Origin of the sequence: Arthrobacter sp. AG258, assembly GCF_004364695.1 — a bacterium.
Taxonomy (GTDB): domain Bacteria; phylum Actinomycetota; class Actinomycetes; order Actinomycetales; family Micrococcaceae; genus Arthrobacter.
Genome location: NZ_SOBI01000007.1, coordinates 136,070 through 154,116, shown reverse-complemented (window position 1 = coordinate 154,116; position 18,047 = coordinate 136,070). Strand labels below are relative to the sequence as shown.

The following is an 18,047-nucleotide window of genomic DNA, read 5'->3' as shown; positions in this document are numbered from 1 at the left end:
GACTCCTAGAGGCTGAAGCTGTTGGCGGGCTTGGCTGAGTGCTTGAGTTTGAACTGCCCGGGTTCGGTATAGGGGGCGGCACCAATGCTGAGCTTGGTGAAGTCAAGGTCCTCGCCGCGGGCGCACACCTTGATGGCATTAACGGCCTTGTTCACCTCCGGGCAGAGGCAGAAAATGTTGAGTTTGTAATCCGTGAACTCAGACCTTTCCACCGTTCCAAGGCCCCGCCAGGCAAGGTGGCTGATGAGCGCATCTTTGGCCTTCTGCTCCAGGTAGCGGTCCCGCTCCGTGCCCTCCCTGGTCTTGAGGGCGAACTGGGCCACCACCCAGGACTGCTCCTCGTTGGGGATTTCGGCGTAGCCGTCCTCCTGGCACTGGGCTGCGAAGGCATCCAGCAGGCTCTCGGCACCCTCGGCGTCGCTGACGTCGGTTTCCTCGGTCTTGCTCTGGTGCCCCACGACGCCGAAATTCATGACGAACTGGGAGTACTCCTCATCGAACCAGGCTTCCCGGAAGTGGAGGGTGCCCTCGTCGTCGCGCTTGTAGACCCTGACTATGCCGCTCATATGCGTCCCTTTGTAAACCATTCAACGTCGGTACCGTCGAAAGGCGCCTGCTGCGCCTTCACGGCATGGAAAAGCTCATCCGCGGCCGCCTGGATGTCCTCGACCAGCCGTTGGGGGTAGCGCATGGACACGCTGTGCTCGGCGAATTCGTCCTGGTCGTCGATGAAGACGCCGCGAGATTCGGTGCGGATCACGTCCAGGTCCATGTCGATCACATGGAACTCCGTAACGGCGGGCCGGATGTCCGTCCATTCGTGGCCCACGGCGAGGTCGATGTAGAGCCGCACGCCGGCGGGATGGGCAGAATCGTAGAACGTGGCCACCCAGTCGCCCTGCCGCGGCACCAGGAGCACGGCGTCCGAGCGCGTATAGAACGCGGCGCCGGGGCGCGAACAGAACTCGTTGGTGCCCTGGAAGATCCACCAGCCATGCCGGTCTTCGCCAAGGTACCGGCCGGGGACCACCCAGTGCGCCTTGCCGTTCCATTTCCGGTTGCGGGAGACCACCAGCTGCCCGGGCTGGAGTTTGCCGGGCACGCGGGTGGTGGTGGTATGCAGAACCGGCCCCGACTCCCCCACGGCCCCCGGGTATTTCAGTGCGTCTTCGTCCCTCACAGGATCGGGAGGCTGCCAGTGGTGGGGTGCTGCTGCCCGGGCAGGGGACGCGCGAACGGGACCTTTGTACCCAAAACCTGCGCGACGATGTCGTGCGTTATTTGCTGGGCGGTGAGCCCCACGCGCTCCATGACCTGGGCGCGGGTGCCGTGGTCGAGGAACTCGACGGGCAGGCCAACCTCGTTCAGGGCGGTGTCCACCCCTGCCGTGCGCATTTCCTGCCGGATGCGGGAGCCGACTCCGCCGGCCCGGACGCCGTCCTCGATGCAGACCACCAGGCGGTGGTGCGAGGCCAGCGCGATGATGGAGCGGCGGACCGGGAGCACCCAGCGCGGATCCACCACTGTGCTGCTGATGCCTTGGGCACCGAGCCGGTTGGCGACATCGAGGGCGAGCTCGGACATGGCACCCACGCTGACGATCAGAACGTCGTTCTCGGTGGATCCGGAGGGTCGGCGGGCCAGGATGTCAACGCCGTCGCTGAGCCGTTCGAGGGCGTCCACTTCGGGACCCACGGATCCCTTGGAGAAGCGAACCACACTGGGCGCGTCGCTGATGGCCACCGCTTCCCGCAGTTCTTCCCGGAGGCGGCTGGCGTCGCGTGGTGCGGCGAGGTGGAGGCCAGGAACGATCTGGACCATGGCCATGTCCCACATGCCGTGGTGGCTGGCGCCGTCCGGGCCGGTCACGCCGGCGCGGTCCAGCACGATGGTGACGCCGGCCTTGTGGAGGGCGACGTCCATCAGCAACTGGTCGAAGGCCCGGTTCAGGAAGGTGGCGTAGACGGCGACGACGGGGTGGAGGCCGCCGAACGCCATGCCGGCAGCAGCGGTGAGGGCGTGCTGCTCTGCGATGCCGACGTCGACGACGCGTTTCGGGTGCTTGGCCGCGAACTTGTGCAGGCCCACCGGGATCAGCATGGCGCCGGTGATGCCGACGATGTCTTCGCGTTCGTCGGCGATGGCGGCGATCTCGTCGGCGAAGACGGACGTCCAGGACTGCGCGCCGCCGGTGCCCGTTGGTTCGCCGGTTTCGGGATCGATGATGCCTACCGCATGGAACTGGTCCGCTTCATGGGCGCGGGCCGGCGCGTAGCCATGGCCCTTTTCGGTCATGGCGTGGACGATGACCGGGCCGCCGTAGTTCCTGGCGGTGGAGAGCGCATGCTCCATGGCCTGCAGGTTGTGGCCGTCCACCGGTCCGATGTACTTCATGCCGAGGTCCTCGAACATGCCCTGCGGAGCCCACCAGTCCTTGATGCCTTTTTTCATGGCGTGCAGGCTCTTGTAGGTGAACTGTCCTGCGGGGCCGCCGTTCTGGAGCTTCTTCTTCCACCAGTCCAGGGCGCCTTCATAGGCGGGTGCGGCGCGGAAGGAGTCGATGGTGGGGCGCAGGGACGCGAGGTAGTCGGCAAATCCGCCCACGGTCGGGGCGTAGGAACGGCCGTTGTCGTTGACTACGATGACAACCCGGCGTTTCTTGTCCGCCGCGATGTTGTTGATGGCTTCCCAGGCCATGCCACCGGTCAGGGCGCCGTCGCCCACGATGGCCACCACGTGCCGGTCGCCTTTGCCGGTGAGCTGGCGGGCCCGGGAGATGCCGTCCGCCCAGGACAAGGATGAGGATGCGTGCGAGCTTTCCACGATGTCGTGTTCGGACTCCGCGCGTGAGGGGTAGCCGGAGAGGCCGCCTTCCTGCCGGAGGGTACTGAAGTCCTGGCGTCCGGTCAGGAGTTTGTGGACGTAGGACTGGTGGCCCGTGTCAAAGACGATGCTGTCGCGGGGGGAATCGAAGGTGCGGTGGACGGCCAGCGTCAGTTCCACCACGCCAAGGTTGGGTCCGAGGTGTCCGCCCGTCTGTGAGACGTTCGTGATCAGGAACTCCCTGATCTCCGAAGCCAGCTGCTCCAGCTGTTCCTCGGTCAACTCGTTCAGGTCCTGCGGATTCCGGATGGTGTCCAAGATTCCCAATGACCCCTCCTTCGGGTGGTAGACGTGCCGTTTAACTCTAACGCCTTGGCTTGGTTGCAAAGCCGAAGCCCCGGCTGGTCGGTGACCGGCCGGGGCTTCGGGGAGGATGCTGGCTGCGCAGCTGTTCCGCTAGTTCGCGGAGATCTGCCGCAGCACGTACTGCAGGATGCCGCCGTTGCGGTAGTAGTCGGCTTCACCCGGGGTATCGATGCGCAGGACCGCATCGAAGCTCGTGGTGGTGCCGTCTTCGGCCGTCGCGGTGACCTTCAGGGTCTTCGGCGTGGTGCCTTCGTTCAGGGCGGTGACGCCCTCAACCGCGAAGGTTTCCGTGCCGGTCAGGCCCAGGCTGGCGGCGTTCTGGCCGGCCGGGTACTGCAGCGGAAGGACGCCCATGCCGATCAGGTTGGAGCGGTGGATGCGCTCGTAGCTTTCGGCGATGACGGCCTTGACGCCCAGCAGCGCCGTGCCCTTGGCGGCCCAGTCGCGGGACGAACCGGAGCCGTACTCCTTGCCTGCCAGGACCACCAGCGGGGTGCCGGCTGCCTGGTAGTTCTGCGCGGCGTCGTAGACGTAGGCCTGGGGGCCGTCTGCCTGGGTGAAGTCGCGGGTGAAGCCACCCTCGACGCCGTCGAGCAGCTGGTTCTTGATCCGGATGTTGGCGAAGGTGCCGCGGATCATGACCTCGTGGTTGCCACGGCGGGAACCGTAGGAGTTGAAGTCCTTGCGCTCCACGCCGTTGGCCAGGAGGTACTGGCCGGCCGGGGTGTCGGACTTGAAGGAACCGGCCGGGGAGATGTGGTCGGTGGTGACGGAGTCGCCAAGCTTCAGCAGCACGCGCGCACCGGTGATGTCCTTGACCGGTTCCGGCTGGGCCTGCATGCCCTCGAAGTACGGGGGCTTCCGGACGTAGGTGGACTTCTCGTCCCAGGCGAAGGTGTCGCCGGCGGGGGTGTCCAGGGCCTTCCAGCGGTCGTCGCCTTCGAAGACGCCCTCGTAGCCGCGGGCGAACATGCCCTTGTCGATCGAGGAGTCGATGACCTGCTGGACCTCGACCGGGTTCGGCCAGATGTCCTTCAGGAAGACGTCGTTGCCGGCCTCGTCCTGGCCCAGGGCATCGTTTTCGAAGTCGAAGTCCATGGTTCCGGCCAGGGCGTACGCGATGACCAGCGGCGGGGAGGCCAGGTAGTTCATCTTGACGTCCGGGTTGATCCGGCCTTCGAAGTTGCGGTTGCCGGAGAGGACTGCCGTGACGGAGAGGTCGTTGGCCTGGATGGCCTCGGAGATCTCGGCGTCAAGCGGGCCGGAGTTGCCGATGCAGGTGGCGCAGCCGTAGCCCACGATGTAGAAGCCGAGCTTCTCCAGGTACGGGGTCAGGCCCGACTTGTTGTAGTAGTCGGTGACCACCTTGGAGCCGGGAGCGACGGAGGTCTTGACCCACGGCTTCGCGGCCAGGCCCTTTTCCACGGCGTTGCGGGCCAGCAGTGCGGCGGCCAGCATCACGGACGGGTTGGACGTGTTGGTGCAGGAGGTGATCGAGGCGATCGACACAGCTCCGTGGTCCAGTTCGAACTCGCGGCCGTCGGCGGTAGTGACAGCCACCTTCTTGGACGGACGTCCGTTGGACTTGGGGCCGTGGCCGTGCGGGGCCTGCTCGGTGAGGTGGGTCGCAGAGGCGGTGAAGGACGGCGAGTCCGATGCCGGGAAGCTCTCGTCGATCGCTTCGTCCAGGCTGCCGTCGGCGAGGTCCACCTTGACGTAGTTGCGGAGGTCCTCGCGGAACTGTGCCTTGGATTCGGTGAGGATGATGCGGTCCTGCGGGCGCTTCGGGCCGGAGATCGACGGAACAACGGTCGACAGGTCCAGCTCGAGGTACTCGGAGAACTTGATCTCGCGGGAGGGGTCGTGCCAGAGGCCCTGTTCCTTCGCGTAGGCCTCGACCAGGGCGACGTTCTCGTCGGACCGGCCGGTGAGGCGGAGGTAGTCCAGGGTGACGTCGTCGATCGGGAACATGGCGGCGGTGGAACCGAATTCGGGGCTCATGTTGCCGATGGTGGCGCGGTTGGCCAGCGGCACGGCCGCGACGCCCTCGCCGTAGAACTCGACGAACTTGCCCACCACGCCGTGCTGGCGCAGCTGTTCGGTGATGGTGAGGACGACGTCGGTGGCGGTGGCACCGGCCGGGATGGATCCGGTCAGCTTGAAGCCGACGACGCGCGGGATCAGCATGGAGACGGGCTGGCCCAGCATGGCAGCCTCGGCCTCGATGCCGCCGACGCCCCAGCCGAGCACGCCCAGGCCGTTGACCATGGTGGTGTGCGAGTCGGTGCCGACGCAGGTGTCGGGGTAGGCGCGCAGGGCACCGTCAACCTCGCGGGTCATGACGGTGCGGGCCAGGTATTCGATGTTGACCTGGTGCACGATGCCGGTTCCCGGCGGGACGACCTTGAAGTCGTCGAACGCGGTCTGGCCCCACCGGAGGAACTGGTACCGCTCGCCGTTGCGCTGGTACTCGATCTCCATGTTGCGCTCCAGTGCGCCGGAGTTGCCGAAGGCGTCGATCTGCACGGAGTGGTCGATGACCATTTCCGCCGGTGCCAGCGGGTTGACCCGCTTGGGGTCGCCGCCGAGTTCCTTGACGGCTTCACGCATGGTGGCGAGGTCCACAACGCAGGGCACGCCAGTGAAGTCCTGCATGATCACGCGCGCCGGCGTGAACTGGATTTCAGTGTCGGGCTCGGCGTTGGGATCCCAACCGGCCAGTGCGCGGACGTGGTCGGCCGTGATGTTCGCGCCGTCCTCGGTCCTCAACAGGTTTTCAAGCAATACCTTGAGGCTGAACGGAAGGTTTTCTGCACCTTCAACGGAGTTCAACCGGAAAATTTCGTAATCGGTTCCGGCTACATTAAGTTTGCCTTTTGAACCGAAGCTGTCCACAGTGCTCATCGCAGGACTCCTCTCGCAACAGTTTCATCTTTGTCGCGCGGTTGACCGCCTGCTAGTTAGGATGCCCTAAGTAGTTCGAGGGCCCGAAAATTGCACACGGCCGGCCGATAATTCGGGCGCGACGTGGGACTACTACGGCCATCGTAGTCCAAAACGCCGGTGGCATCACGGACCGGGAGCCAGCAGTGCCACGGTCTCCAGGTGGTGGGTGTGGGGGTACAAGTCGAAAGCACGGAGCCCGGCGAGTTCCCAGCCCGAGCGTCGAAAGTAACCGAGGTCACGGGCAAACGACGCCGGATCGCAGGACACATAGGCAATGGCACGGGGCTGCGAGGCAATGAGTTGCCCGACGACGGCTTTCCCTGCCCCCGCACGGGGCGGATCGAGGACGAGGGCGTCGAAATTCCGCGCTTTCTGGCGGAGCACGCGCTCCACGCGGCCCTGGACCACCTCCACCTGCGGAGCGGAATGGAGGTTCTTGCGTGCATCGCGGCTGGAGCCGGGTGCACCTTCGACCGACAGGACGGACCCGGTCTCCCCTACGGCATCGGCCAGCACGGCAGTGAACAATCCGGCCCCGGCGTACAGATCCGCCACCACCGCCCCGGGGTGCAGGAAGCCGCCGCCGCGCAGGAATTCCGTGACGGCGCCCACAAGTGTCCCGGGCGCGTCGCGGTGGATCTGCCAGAAGCCCGCGCCCGACACGCGGTAATCGTGGCCGGCCGCCGTTTCCTGCACCCACGTCCGTCCCCGGACCTGGGTCGCGTCGCCGCTGACCGGATCGAACGCCGCCACGGATACCTCCGCCGGCAGTCCGGCGGCAATGGCCCGCAGCCGCTTGTCCTTGGTTCCCGGCGCCGGAGCCAGGAGCACCAGTGGGCGGGAGCCGTTCGCCGGAGCCGCCACCTCAACGCGTTCGATGCCCTGCAGGTCCAGCTCCCACAGGCGGAGGGCGTTGACCGCTTCCGTGGCCAGCGGCATATCCCGCACCGGAACGATATGCCCGGAACGGTGCGCGTGCATCCCCAGCTTGCCGCCGGGGGTGACCGAAAAGCTCGCCCGCGTCCGCCACCCGAGGCCGGAGCCGTCGTCGTGCGCCTCCCCCACGGCTTCGACGCTGCCGGCCCACACGGACGGTGCAGGGTCAACGCCGGCGAGCCGGGTGAGCTGCTCGGCCAGGACGTCCGCTTTGAGTTGCCGCTGCCGGGCCAGCGTGATGTGCCCGAATTCGGCGCCGCCCACCGGCGGATGGCCGTGGCCCCAGGCCCGGGCTGAATCGGCGAGGTGCCAGAAGTGCTCCACCCGGTCCGGGGACGCTTCGAGGATCTCCACGGCGTCCGCCCGCCAGAACTTGGCGTGGTCGCCGGCATCGGTCAGCCGGACACGGACCTTTTCGCCGGGGATGGCGTGCCGGACAAAGACCACCCGGCCTTCGTGGCGGGCCACGCAGTGCCCGCCGTGGGCAACCGGCCCGACGTCGAGCACGGCCTCTTCGCCGGCGTGGCCGGCCTGGTCGGATGCCGACACTGCCGTGGGCGAGGTTCTTGCGGTCACTGGACGTCCTGCAGGTTCTTGGCTTCTTCGGATGATTTGAGCTGCCAGGGAACGCTGGCCACCATGACGCCGGGTTCGAAGTGCAGCCGGGTCTTGATCCGCAGTGCGGTCTGGTTGTGCACCAGCTGCTCCCACCATTTGCCCACGACGTATTCCGGAATGTAGACCACGATGAGGTCCCGCGGGGAGTCAAGGCGCATTTGCTTGACGTAGTCCATGATGGGCGTGACCGTCTCGCGGTACGGGCTGGCAAGGACCGTCAGCGGGACCGGGATTTCGAGCTTCTCCCAGTCGGTAATGGTGTGGGCGGTCTCTTCCGGGTCGATGTCCACGGTGATGGCGTCCAGCCGCGAGGGCCTGGACGCGCGGGCGTAGGCCAGGGCACGCAGCACGGGCTTGCGGACGTGCGAGACCAGCAGCACGGCGTGGACCCGGGTGGGCAGCGCGCGCGGCGAGGAGTCCTCGTCCACGGCAAGTTCCTTGGCCACATTGTCGTAGTGCGCCCGGATGCTCCACATGATCAGGAAGAGGATGAACATGGCCAGCAGTGCGATCCAGGCGCCTTGCTGGAACTTGGTGATGAGGACGATGACGAGCACCAGGCCGGTCATGCCGAACCCGATGGTGTTAATGGTGCGGGATTTCAGCATCCGGCGCCGGACGGCCTTGTCCTTGACGAGTTTGAGTTCGCGGCCCCAGTGCCTGATCATGCCGAGCTGGCTGAGGGTGAAGGAGATGAAGACGCCCACGATGTAGAGCTGGATCAGCTTGGTGACGTCCGCGTCGAAGGAGATGATCAGCACCAGGGCGCCGGCGGCAAGGGCCAGCACGCCGTTGCTGAAGGCGAGCCTGTCGCCGCGGGTGCGCAGCTGCCGGGGCAGGTAGCCGTCCTGCGCCAGGATGGAGCCCAGCACTGGGAAGCCGTTGAAGGCGGTGTTTGAGGCGAACACCAGGATGACGCCGGTGGCTGCCACCACGATGTAGAACGGGATGGAACCGGGGCCGAAGATGGTCTGTGCGATCTGGCTGATGGCGGGGTTCTGGATGTAGCCCTCGGGCAGCGGCTTGCCGTCGAGCAGGAACTCCTTGGCCGGGTCCAGCACGATGTGGACCTTCGTGGCGTTCGCCAGGTAGATGATGCCTGCGAGCATCGCGGCGCCGATGATGCCCAGGAGCAGCAGGGTGGTTGCCGCGTTCTTGCTTTTGGGGTGCCGGAAATTGGGAACGCCGTTGCTGATCGCTTCGACACCCGTCAGTGCCGCGGCGCCGGAGGAGAAAGCCCGCAGGAGCAGGAAGGCACCGGCGAGGCCCACGAGGCCCTGGTCGAAGCCTTCGGTCGGGACGATGGTGAAGGCTGCAGACGGCGCCTGGCCAAGCTGCCCGGTGGCCGCCTGGAAGATGCCTACCGCGGTCATGCCGAGGATCGAGGCCATGAAGATGTACGTGGGGACCGCGAAGACGCTGCCCGCTTCCTTGATGCCGCGCAGGTTCACCAGGGCAAGGATGACGACGCCGATGGTGGCAATGATTGCCTGCTGGCCGTGCAGCGACGGTACAGCCGTGGTGAGGTACGCCGCGGCCGAGGACATGGACACGGCAACCGTCAGGACGTAGTCCACCAGGAGCGCGGAGGCCACAGTCAGGCCCGCGTACTTTCCCATGTTCACGTTGGCAATCTCGTAGTCGCCGCCGCCGGAGGGGTAGGCGTGGACGTTCTGCCGGTAGGAGGCAACGACGGTCAGCAGGACCACCATCACGGCCAGGCCCACCAGGGGTGAAATCGCCACCGCACTGACGCCGGCCAAGGCAAGGGTCAGCAGGATCTCATCCGGGGCATAGGCTACGGACGACAACGCGTCCGACGCGAAGATCGGCAGTGCGATCTTTTTCGGCAGCAGGGTATGGGCAAGGCGGTCATTCCGGAAAGGCCTGCCCACCAGCACGCGTTTGACGGCGTTCAGTATTGTCAACACCCCACAAAGCTAGTCGGAATCGCGGACGATGTCATGACGGAGCCGGGCCGGGCCGAACCGCGGACGTGCCGGTAGAGTTCTAGCTGCACGATCGTGACGTACATACAGAGGAGATACGGTGGCGCATTTCGTGATCATGGGATGTGGCCGGGTGGGGGCAACGCTGGCGCACACGCTGGAGGATGCCGGCCATTCCGTGGCCATCATCGACCAGGACGACCGAGCGTTCCGCCGGCTCCGCCAGGGGTTCACGGGCCGGAAGGTCACGGGGGTGGGATTCGACCGGGACACCCTGAAGCAGGCCGGCGTCGGTGAAGCCTATGCCTTCGCGGCGGTGTCCAGCGGCGACAATTCGAACATCCTGGCCACCCGCGTGGCCCGCGAGACGTTCCATGTCCCGCACGTGGTTGCAAGGATCTACGACCCGGGACGTGCCGAGATTTACCAGCGCCTGGGCATTCCCACCGTGGCAGCCGTCCGCTGGAGCGCGGACCAGGTATTGCGTCGGATCCTGCCCGAGCAGCACCTCGCCGGCGATTTCCGCGAACCCTCCGGGCGCCTGGTCCTGGCTGAGCTGGACCTGGACGGTGGCTGGATCGGGCACCGGATCAGCAGCATCGAGAAGGCAGCCGGTGTCCGCGTGGCCTATCTCACGCGGTTCGGCGAAGGCCTGCTGCCGGACGCGGGCACCGCGTACCAGGACGGCGATACCGTGCACGCCATGCTGCAGGTGGACCGCAGCGCCCTGATCGCCCAGATCCTCGCCAAAGCCCCTGCCAAGGAGTATCAGTGAAAGTAGTCATCGTCGGCGCCGGCAGCGTCGGATCATCCATTGCCCGGGAGTTGCTGGCGCACAAGCATGAGATCCTCCTGATCGACCTGAAGCCGGAAGTGATCGGGCGCAGCGGCCTGCGCGGTGCCCATTGGCTGGTGGGTGATGCATGTGAGCTCTCGACGCTCCAGGGCGCCAAGGTGGAAGATGCCGACGTCGTGGTTTCCGCTACGGGTGATGACAAGGTCAACCTGGTGGTGTCGCTGCTGGCGAAGACGGAGTTCGGCGTGGGCCGTACCGTTGGCCGGGTCAACAACCCCAAGAACGACTGGATGTTCAATGACTCCTGGGGCGTGGACGTGGCGGTCAACACCCCGCAGCTGATGACTGCCCTGGTGGAGGAAGCCGTTGAGATCGGCGACCTTGTCCGGCTTCTGACGCTCCAGACCGGCGTTGCATCGCTGGTGGAGTTCACCGTGCCGCACGACTCGCACGTTATCGGCATGACCGTTGGGGACATCCACTGGCCGGAAGACGCCACCCTGGTGGCAATCCTCCGCGACCAGGCCCCCATCACCCCGAGCCGGGACGATGTCATTGACGGCGGCGACGAACTCTTCTTCGTCACCACGATCGCCGCCGAGGACAGGTTGCGTGAGCTTCTCTCCTCGGCTCCCGGCAGCATCGACGCCGGCACCCCGCCGCAGCCCGCCGTCGGCGTCCAGCATGCCGCAAGCGAATACGGTCCGGTGCCGGACGACGACGGCTTCGACGGCTAGGTGCCCCGGGCCCTGGGTCCTCAGGCGGCTGGGGGCATCAGGTGTCCTGGCCGGCGCCTGCCCGGTCTTCGGCTTCGGCCGGAGCCGGGCGGGTGACGAGCCACGCCACCCACACTCCAAGAATGTACAGGGGCGCGCCCATGATCAGGCGCGTCGTGGCGAGGGCGGCCAGGCCGTCTGGGCCCATCAGGTACAGGGGAACCTGCACGATGAGCCTGAGCGCCAAGACCGCAACGATGATCCAGGTGCCCAGCCGGTAGGCCTTGACCCGGTCCGGGTCTTTGCGCCATTCCACTCCCTCGTTGCGGATGAAACCGAAGAGGAGCCCGGCGACCGGCCATTTAACGATGATTGAAACCACCATCGCCAGGATGTAGGCGGCGTTGGTGAAGAAGCCGGGCAGGTAGAAATCCTCCGCCTTCCCGGTGGTGTTGGCCAGCCATGCCGAAATGCCGACGCCCACCACGCCCGCCAGGGCCTGGGTCAGGGGGCGCCGTTGTGCCAGCCTGGCGATGGTGAACGCAGCTGCCGATGCCAAGGCAGCGACCAGGGAGAGTGTGAGCTCCCGTGTCACGGTGAACGCCACGAGGAAAACCAACCCGGGAACAATGCTTTCCGCAATGCCCTGGACTCCCCCGGCGCTTCGCAGGACGTCCACCCTGCCGTCGTGGGTGCGGTGGAGCCCCGCCTTGGCCGCGTACTCCGCGGCCAGCCCGGCTACCGGCGACGGCGCGGCTGCCGGTGACGGGTCCGTACCCTGCCGCCGGCCCGGGGCGGCGTTTTCGGAGGACTGTTCGGGCTGCTGCTCGGTCATTCGTGCTCCTGGCGGGACATGATCTCGTAACGGGGATTAAAGATGGTGGGCATGTCCTTGCCGCGGGCAAGCATGCCTTCGACCCGGATCTCGGCGCCCGCTTCGATGCCCGGCACCCGTCGTCGGCCCAGCCACACGATGCGAAGCCGTGCGGGCTTGTTCCGTCCGGGGCCGGGGACCGGCCGTCCGGTTCCGGTCTCGGAGACGATGGCAATGAACTCTGCCGTCCGGTCCGCGGGTACGAAAGTCACAGATTCGATGTGCCCCTGGCACAGCACGCGTCCCTTGTCCGGGAGTTGGGCCAATGGGGTCAGCCCACCGGACGCCTGGGCGGGTCCGCCGTGTGCGGCCTCAGCCGATTTGGGTGATTTCGGGACCACGTTCTGGTTCCTCCAATATGGGACCGGCGGGCGGAGGAGTAGCGGAGGCATCCTTGGGCAGCCGCAGCTGCAGGAGATCCCGCGGCGGCATAGGGCTGTCGCCCCGGACCACCACCACCTTCCGGAACAGGGTCTCCAACGGTTCGGCGGCGGGTCGCTCCAAGGCTGCGGGTCCACCCAGGACGCCGCGCAGGAACCAGCGCGGACCATCGACGCCGATGAAACGGGCCACGCGGTAGCCCTGGCTGCCGTCCGGAAGCCCGGCTGGGAGTTTGGCAACCAGTTCCGTGCCAAACGCGCCCTCCACCTCCTCGATCTGGCCGCCCTGGGCACCGACCGACTGGCCGATCTGTTCGCGGATTTCGTCCCACAGCGTTTCTGTCTTGGGGGCGGCGAACGCCTGCAGTTGAAGGCTGGATCCGTTCAGGTCAAGGGTTACGGCCACCACCCGCTGCGTCGCCTCTTCAACCTCGAGGCGGAGCTGGAGTCCCTCGCTGGGCGTGATCAGCAGGGCACCAAGGTCCACGAAGCCGTCCCGGCTGCCTACCTCGGATTCGTCGAAGGGGCCATCCTGGCTGCGCGTTGAAGCGGCGGTTGGGCCTTCTTCGGATTCCGCTGCCGTCAGCTCTTCGGCCGGTTGCGCCGGCTCTTCCTTCTTGGCTTTCCTGCCGAGCCCAAAGACCATGGGTGACTCCTTCGTTCCTAGAATGTGCCAGTTCTCAAAATCTGCCGGCCGGGACCAGGTCCCGCCGTCGTTCGCGCTGGCGTGGCAGCGGTTGTGGGTGGAGGTGTCAGGCTCCGGGAACGTTGAACCCGCCGGTGGAGCCGAAGCCTCCCGCGCCGCGCACGGAACCGCTCAATTCGCTGACAGGAATGAAGTGCGCGTGTTCCACCCGCTGGATAACCATCTGGGCAATTCTATCGCCGCGGCGCAGCTCGATCGGCTGGGACGAGTCGGTGTTCAGCAGGGTAACCGATATCTCTCCGCGGTAGCCCGCATCCACGGTGCCGGGTGCGTTTACGATTGTCAGCCCGTGCTTGGTGGCGAGTCCGGAGCGCGGGTGGATCAGGGCGACGAACCCGTAGGGCAGGGCAATGGCCACACCCGTGGGGACCAGTTTGCGCTCCCCCGGCAGCAGGACCACGTCTTCGCGCGCGCGGAGGTCCGCCCCGGCGTCGCCCGGGTGTGCGTAGTAAGGAGCTTCCAGATCCGGATCCAGCATCTTCAACTGGACCTGCACGGTAGGTGCGGCCGGGGATGCCGTGTCCGGGACGAGGTCTGCTGCGGTGGGATGTTCAGTCACAGTCACTCACTCTAACCCGCGCCCCCGCACCAGTCCCAGATGGCAGGATCCGGAGCCGCGGCACCCAAGATGAAATAGCGGACCAAAGGTGGAAAGCTTGGCATATGCCCGAATCAAGCACGCCAGCGTCCGTTCCCAGCACCCCCTCGGCCGGGACACCTGTCACGTACCAGGAGAAGCTCTGGCCCAACGCCTGGATTTGGGTCATTGCCGTGGGCGTCTCCGCGGCCGGCATCCTGGTCTTCGCACCCATCAGTATGGCGGCCGGGTATACCGCGGCGGTGGTGCTCCTTGCCATCATCAGCGTGCTCCTGGTCCTGTCCACGCCCACCATCACCGTTACCAGCGACGCACTGACGGTCGGACGGGCCAGCATCGACCGCAAATTCGTCGGCAGCGTTGAGCCGTTCACCTCCGGGGAGGCAACGGCAGAGCGGGGCACGAGGCTCAACGGGCTCGCCTACCTCTGCATCAGGGGCTGGATCGACCCCGTCGTGAAGATCGAGATCACCGACCCGGCCGACCGCACTCCGTACTGGCTCGCCTCCACCCGGCATCCTGACAAGCTGACCGCCGCCCTGACCAGGGGCTGAGCAAACAAGTATCCGCGGCAGCCTCCCCCGCCTGCGGGTTCTCCTCCTCCGCGCAGGGCGGTCCCTGACTCTTCGAGCCGGAATCAGGCGGAAAATCACGGCGCGCCCTGCCCCTTGAGCCAATTCCGCGCCACCGGGTGGCAGAGTTTCGATTGATAGTAATGCCAGGGTGGAGGATTTGTATGCAGGATCTACGGCTTGTAGGCGTGCACGACGACGGGACGCATCTCCTGTTGAGCGGGGCCGGCGGCGAGATGTTCCAGCTGCCGATCGATGAGGCCCTCAGGACGGCCAGCCGGTCAGCGGCCAAACCGCGGGCGGAGCGGCCGGCCGTTCCGATGTCCCCGAGGGATATCCAGGCCCGGATCCGCGCCGGTGCCACCGCTGCCGACGTGGCCGAGTTGTCCGGCATGCCGCTGGCCAAGGTGGAGCGTTACGAAGGTCCGGTCCTTGCCGAGCGCGAATACGTTGCGCAGCAGGCGCGGAAAGTCGAAGTAGCGGCGCCCTCTCCCGGCCACGACATCTACCGGTCCGCGTTCGGCGATTCCCCGGCCACCCTGGACGACATGGTTTCCCACCGGTTGTCCGCACACGGCATTGATCCGGCGACGGTGGAATGGGATTCGTGGCGGCGCCAGGACGGCACCTGGACGGTATCCGCCAGTTTTGAGGCCAAACCGGGCGGGACCTCCGGCATTGGCGAGGAGCCTCCGGCCCTGTGGACGTTCAGTCCGGCACGCAAGTCGCTGCAGAACACCAACCGGTGGGCACAGCAATTGAGTGAGCTTGAGCCGCTGGACGGACCTGTTCCGGCCCGCCGCCTCACCGCTGTATCGGACCGCCCCTTCGACTTTGAAACCGACGCGGATTCGTCTAAGGCGTCCGGCAGCCCAGGCGCCACGGCCCAGGAGGCCGGCAAGGAGTCCGACGGCCTCCTGGATATGCTGCGGTCGCGGCGTGGCCAGCGGATAGGCGTCGACGAAGATTCTGATGATGCCTTGGCGCTGCTGCTGACCCATGGGGTACCGGCGGCCCATCCCCGCCCGTCCGAGGTGGTTCCTGAACCAGAGTCAAACGAACCGGAGCCGCAGGACGACCGGCGTGACGGACCGGCGGCCCAGGGTGATTCGTTTATCCGCCGCAGGGATGCCAGGCCGTCCATGCTGTCCAGGCTCAGCCTTATCCCGCCGCACCGCGACATCCAGGACGATGCTTTGCGGCTTCACGACGGTGTCAGCACGGACACGAGGGAAATCACGATTGCCGCGTCCCCGCAGAAACCTTCGGGCGGCAGCCAAGGTGCAGCACCAGGCGCCGGGCTGGATGAGTTGCTTGGCGGGAACGCCCGCCGCACCACGGCGAAGCCGGACGACGCTTCCCCCGCCACTGGCCAACTTCCGGAGGCCGAGGCGCCGGAACGGTCGGTTAAGCCAAAGCGATCCAGCGTCCCGTCGTGGGATGAGATCGTTTTTGGAACCCGAAGCGACTAGGAGCTTTTCTCGCAGCCCCTGATGGACTTGGGCACGTGCTAGGATCCCCAGCACGCGGCCGCGTGTAAAGCGCAATTACCAGGAGGTTCTCGGTGCCGGACACAACCTGCCATATGTCCATTTCGCTGGACGGCTTTGTCGCCGGACCGGACCAGAGCCGCGAAAACCCGCTGGGTAAACGCGGGCTCGAGCTGCATGGCTGGCATATCGGCGACCCCCGGGCCACCGAAACCAACCAGGTCGCCGCCAATTGGCTCATGCGGCCTCGCGGCGCCTATGTGATGGGCCGGAACATGTTCGGTCCCATCCGCGGTGAGTGGAGTGGGGAATGGAACGGCTGGTGGGGCCCGGAACCGCCTTATCACGCACCCGTTTTCGTCCTCACCCACTATGAGCATGCCCCGATCCAGATGGAGGGCGGGACCACGTTCCACTTCGTCACCGAGGGATTCGACGCCGCCTATGCTGCCGCGTCCCAAGCCGCCGGAGACAAGGGCGTGGACATCGCAGGTGGAGCCTCGACCGTCCGCCAAGCACTGGCTGCCGGCGTCGTGGACGAATTGACGCTCGACATCGCCCCGGTGCTTCTCGGTTCGGGCGAACGTATCTTCGACGGCATTGAGTCTTTCGCCTTCGACCCCGTCGAGGTGCTTCACTCGCCGTTGGCAACCCACATCCGCTACCGGCGCAGGCAGTAGATCCGCCTGGTGGCGTTGGCTCCGCCTGTCCCAGCGAGGGCGTTCACGCGTGGGTGTGCAGGTATCCCTCCCGGCCATCCCCTGGGCCATGTGGGTGGTCCCCAGTCCTGGTGTTCGCTGGTGTAGTGGCGGCCGGCCGGTGAGGTCCAGCCCGGTGGTTCGGTTTTGCTGGCCGGGGTGGGTTTCCAACCGGTGGTATGCCGGAGGCGGTGGTGTTTCGGGCAGGGCTGTCCGAGGTTGCTGATTCCGGTGGTCCCGCCGTTGGCCCAGGCGAGGATGTGGTCGGCCTCCGTGTCCAGTGAGCTGTTGCTGCAGCCGGGGAACGGGCATTTACCGTCCCGGAGCCGGAGCCAGTTCCGCATCGCCTTGCCCACCCGGTAGCTGGTCCTGCCTATCTCCAGGGGTGCCCCGTCCCGCGGGTCCACGAGCACCCGGTAAAACGAGCCCGCCCCCTCAGCGACCAACCGGCGGGCCATCGACGGCGGGATCGGCCCATACCCATCCAGCACCGCCGCCTCATCCGTCAACCCCAGCAACGAAAACACCGGCACGGTCACCAACACCTGCGCCCGGATCGGCGAACGCGGCAGGTCGGCTCCGTCAACAGCCCCGCTGGCAGTACAGTCGGCGGCCGCGCTGCCGCCACCCACCACACTCTCCGCGAAGGTGTCGGCGCGAAGTTGGGCGAGGGTGCGGGTCTCCCCGGGTCCCTGCAGGCCACGCGAGATGGCGGTGAGCCGGTTCCAAGCCGCCGCTGCTTGGTCCGCGGGCAGGTACGCGGACAGCCACGCCATCCCGTCCCGGTCCGGCCGGAACTCCACCCGCCGGTCCACCACCCCCTTGGCGTGACGCTGCTCAATACTCCCGGCATGGCGGCGTTCCCGCCAAACCCTGGCCTTGGCCCGGAACCGGTGCGCCGGCAACTCCCCCACCGCACACCCCCGCACCGGATCCGGTGCATCAGGGTCCAGGAAATGGGCCTCCAACCCCGCCGCCCCCGCAGCATCAAGCCCGGCCGTTTCATCGGCCAACACCGTGGCGTGCTGCCAGGAGATCACCCCCGCCTGCAACGCCGACAAGGTCAACGGCAACCACTTGACCACAGCCTGCGAGGTGGCCAGGAACGCCGCAGCCGCCCGCGGCCCCAGCGCCAGCACACACCCGACCTCCGCCGCGACCGCCATCTCCTGCGCCACCACCGGCACCCCCGGCCCCGCCACAACACCGGCAGCATCCGCAAACGCCACCACAGCCCGCGCCCTCAAACCAGCGACACGGGCCTCCACCTCACGAACACCGGCCAGAACATCAAGGCAACCATCCGCCAACCCAGCCAACGGATCAGCAACCGAAAACGGCTCGGCTCCCGCTCCGTCCACCTCGGCAACCAACACGGCAAGGGCAGCACGAATATCCGCCAACGCCCCCCACCACCGCAGCTTTCCCCATAAACCCATCATCACAAAGGGGTACGACATTCAAGGGGCCGAGATTTAGGGGCCGGCCACGACAACCGGTCACCCAAAGACACGGGACAGGTGTCGACAAGCTGAACCACGGGCAGGCCCGCCCACCGACAAGCCCACCCACCGGGTCT

General features: G+C 66.6%; 16 protein-coding genes. 5 read left to right on the top strand and 11 right to left on the bottom strand.

Going from position 1 to position 18,047, the window contains the following annotated elements; genetic code table 11:
* Positions 1–5: 5 nt before the first annotated feature.
* From DFO47_RS15745 to DFO47_RS15720, 6 genes are all read right to left on the bottom strand, one after another.
* The gene (locus DFO47_RS15745) at positions 6–566 is read right to left on the bottom strand and encodes a hypothetical protein (protein WP_018761115.1); all 561 of its coding nucleotides are present in this window, start codon (positions 564–566) and stop codon (positions 6–8) included.
* A complete protein-coding gene (locus DFO47_RS15740) occupies positions 563–1,180 on the bottom strand; it encodes a DUF402 domain-containing protein (protein WP_018761114.1) in 618 nt (205 codons plus the stop codon). The genes DFO47_RS15745 and DFO47_RS15740 overlap by 4 nt, the downstream gene beginning before the upstream one ends.
* Positions 1,177–3,150: a 1-deoxy-D-xylulose-5-phosphate synthase gene (gene dxs / locus DFO47_RS15735; protein ID WP_133832251.1), complete on the bottom strand. Its 1,974-nt coding sequence runs from the start codon at positions 3,148–3,150 to the stop codon at positions 1,177–1,179. Before dxs ends, DFO47_RS15740 begins: the two co-directional genes overlap by 4 nt.
* 129 nt (positions 3,151–3,279) lie before the next feature.
* Positions 3,280–6,093 (bottom strand): aconitate hydratase, encoded by a 2,814-nt coding sequence (locus tag DFO47_RS15730; RefSeq protein WP_133832250.1) that lies wholly within the window; start codon positions 6,091–6,093, stop codon positions 3,280–3,282.
* A gap of 165 nt (positions 6,094–6,258) precedes the next feature.
* The gene (locus DFO47_RS15725) at positions 6,259–7,647 is read right to left on the bottom strand and encodes a TRAM domain-containing protein (protein WP_133832249.1); all 1,389 of its coding nucleotides are present in this window, start codon (positions 7,645–7,647) and stop codon (positions 6,259–6,261) included.
* On the bottom strand, positions 7,644–9,620 hold the full coding sequence (locus DFO47_RS15720; protein WP_043423783.1) for an APC family permease: 1,977 nt from the start codon (positions 9,618–9,620) through the stop codon (positions 7,644–7,646). The genes DFO47_RS15725 and DFO47_RS15720 overlap by 4 nt, the downstream gene beginning before the upstream one ends.
* Before the next feature lie 118 nt (positions 9,621–9,738).
* Between DFO47_RS15720 and DFO47_RS15715 the strand changes: the two genes are divergently transcribed.
* Both DFO47_RS15715 and DFO47_RS15710 read left to right on the top strand, forming a co-directional pair.
* Positions 9,739–10,413 (top strand): TrkA family potassium uptake protein, encoded by a 675-nt coding sequence (locus tag DFO47_RS15715; protein WP_018761109.1) that lies wholly within the window; start codon positions 9,739–9,741, stop codon positions 10,411–10,413.
* Positions 10,410–11,171 (top strand): NAD-binding protein, encoded by a 762-nt coding sequence (locus DFO47_RS15710; protein WP_018761108.1) that lies wholly within the window; start codon positions 10,410–10,412, stop codon positions 11,169–11,171. The genes DFO47_RS15715 and DFO47_RS15710 overlap by 4 nt, the downstream gene beginning before the upstream one ends.
* Positions 11,172–11,208: 37 nt before the next feature.
* Here the strand turns inward: DFO47_RS15710 and DFO47_RS15705 are convergent, their stop codons facing one another.
* The 4 genes from DFO47_RS15705 to dut form a co-directional block, all read right to left on the bottom strand.
* Complete coding sequence (locus DFO47_RS15705) at positions 11,209–11,985, bottom strand: DUF3159 domain-containing protein (RefSeq protein ID WP_133832248.1); 777 nt, start codon at positions 11,983–11,985, stop codon at positions 11,209–11,211.
* A complete protein-coding gene (locus DFO47_RS15700) occupies positions 11,982–12,236 on the bottom strand; it encodes a hypothetical protein (RefSeq protein WP_347876406.1) in 255 nt (84 codons plus the stop codon). Before DFO47_RS15700 ends, DFO47_RS15705 begins: the two co-directional genes overlap by 4 nt.
* A 100-nt stretch (positions 12,237–12,336) precedes the next feature.
* Positions 12,337–13,050, bottom strand: coding sequence for a DUF3710 domain-containing protein (locus DFO47_RS15695; RefSeq protein WP_133832247.1), 714 nt, complete (start codon positions 13,048–13,050; stop codon positions 12,337–12,339).
* A 106-nt stretch (positions 13,051–13,156) separates the two neighbouring features.
* Entirely contained in the window at positions 13,157–13,669 is a 513-nt protein-coding gene (dut, locus tag DFO47_RS15690) for a dUTP diphosphatase (protein WP_133832246.1), read from the bottom strand.
* Between the two features lie 104 nt (positions 13,670–13,773).
* On the opposite strand from dut, the gene DFO47_RS15685 reads away from it, so the two are divergent.
* From DFO47_RS15685 to DFO47_RS15675, 3 genes are all read left to right on the top strand, one after another.
* Positions 13,774–14,262 (top strand): DUF3093 domain-containing protein, encoded by a 489-nt coding sequence (locus DFO47_RS15685; protein ID WP_018761103.1) that lies wholly within the window; start codon positions 13,774–13,776, stop codon positions 14,260–14,262.
* Positions 14,263–14,444: 182 nt separating this feature from the next.
* Positions 14,445–15,752, top strand: a complete 1,308-nt coding sequence (gene sepH / locus DFO47_RS15680; RefSeq protein WP_133832245.1) for a septation protein SepH — start codon at positions 14,445–14,447, stop codon at positions 15,750–15,752.
* Positions 15,753–15,844: 92 nt separating this feature from the next.
* Complete coding sequence (locus tag DFO47_RS15675; RefSeq protein ID WP_133832244.1) at positions 15,845–16,450, top strand: dihydrofolate reductase family protein; 606 nt, start codon at positions 15,845–15,847, stop codon at positions 16,448–16,450.
* On the opposite strand, the gene DFO47_RS15670 is transcribed toward DFO47_RS15675, so the two are convergent.
* Positions 16,432–17,910, bottom strand: coding sequence for an HNH endonuclease signature motif containing protein (locus DFO47_RS15670; protein WP_243835503.1), 1,479 nt, complete (start codon positions 17,908–17,910; stop codon positions 16,432–16,434). The two genes, DFO47_RS15675 and DFO47_RS15670, sit on opposite strands and share 19 nt — an antisense overlap.
* Positions 17,911–18,047: the final 137 nt, after the last annotated feature.

Bases quoted from the DNA above. Each gene is read 5' to 3' on its own strand.
- DFO47_RS15745 (WP_018761115.1), bottom strand. From the start codon at position 566: ATGAGCGGCATAGTCAGGGTCTACAAGCGCGACGACGAGGGCACCCTC.
- DFO47_RS15730 (WP_133832250.1), bottom strand. From the start codon at position 6,093: ATGAGCACTGTGGACAGCTTCGGTTCAAAAGGCAAACTTAATGTAGCC.
- DFO47_RS15705 (WP_133832248.1), bottom strand. From the start codon at position 11,985: ATGACCGAGCAGCAGCCCGAACAGTCCTCCGAAAACGCCGCCCCGGGC.
- DFO47_RS15695 (WP_133832247.1), bottom strand. From the start codon at position 13,050: ATGGTCTTTGGGCTCGGCAGGAAAGCCAAGAAGGAAGAGCCGGCGCAA.
- DFO47_RS15685 (WP_018761103.1), top strand. From the start codon at position 13,774: ATGCCCGAATCAAGCACGCCAGCGTCCGTTCCCAGCACCCCCTCGGCC.
- sepH (WP_133832245.1), top strand. From the start codon at position 14,445: ATGCAGGATCTACGGCTTGTAGGCGTGCACGACGACGGGACGCATCTC.
- DFO47_RS15670 (WP_243835503.1), bottom strand. From the start codon at position 17,910: ATGATGGGTTTATGGGGAAAGCTGCGGTGGTGGGGGGCGTTGGCGGAT.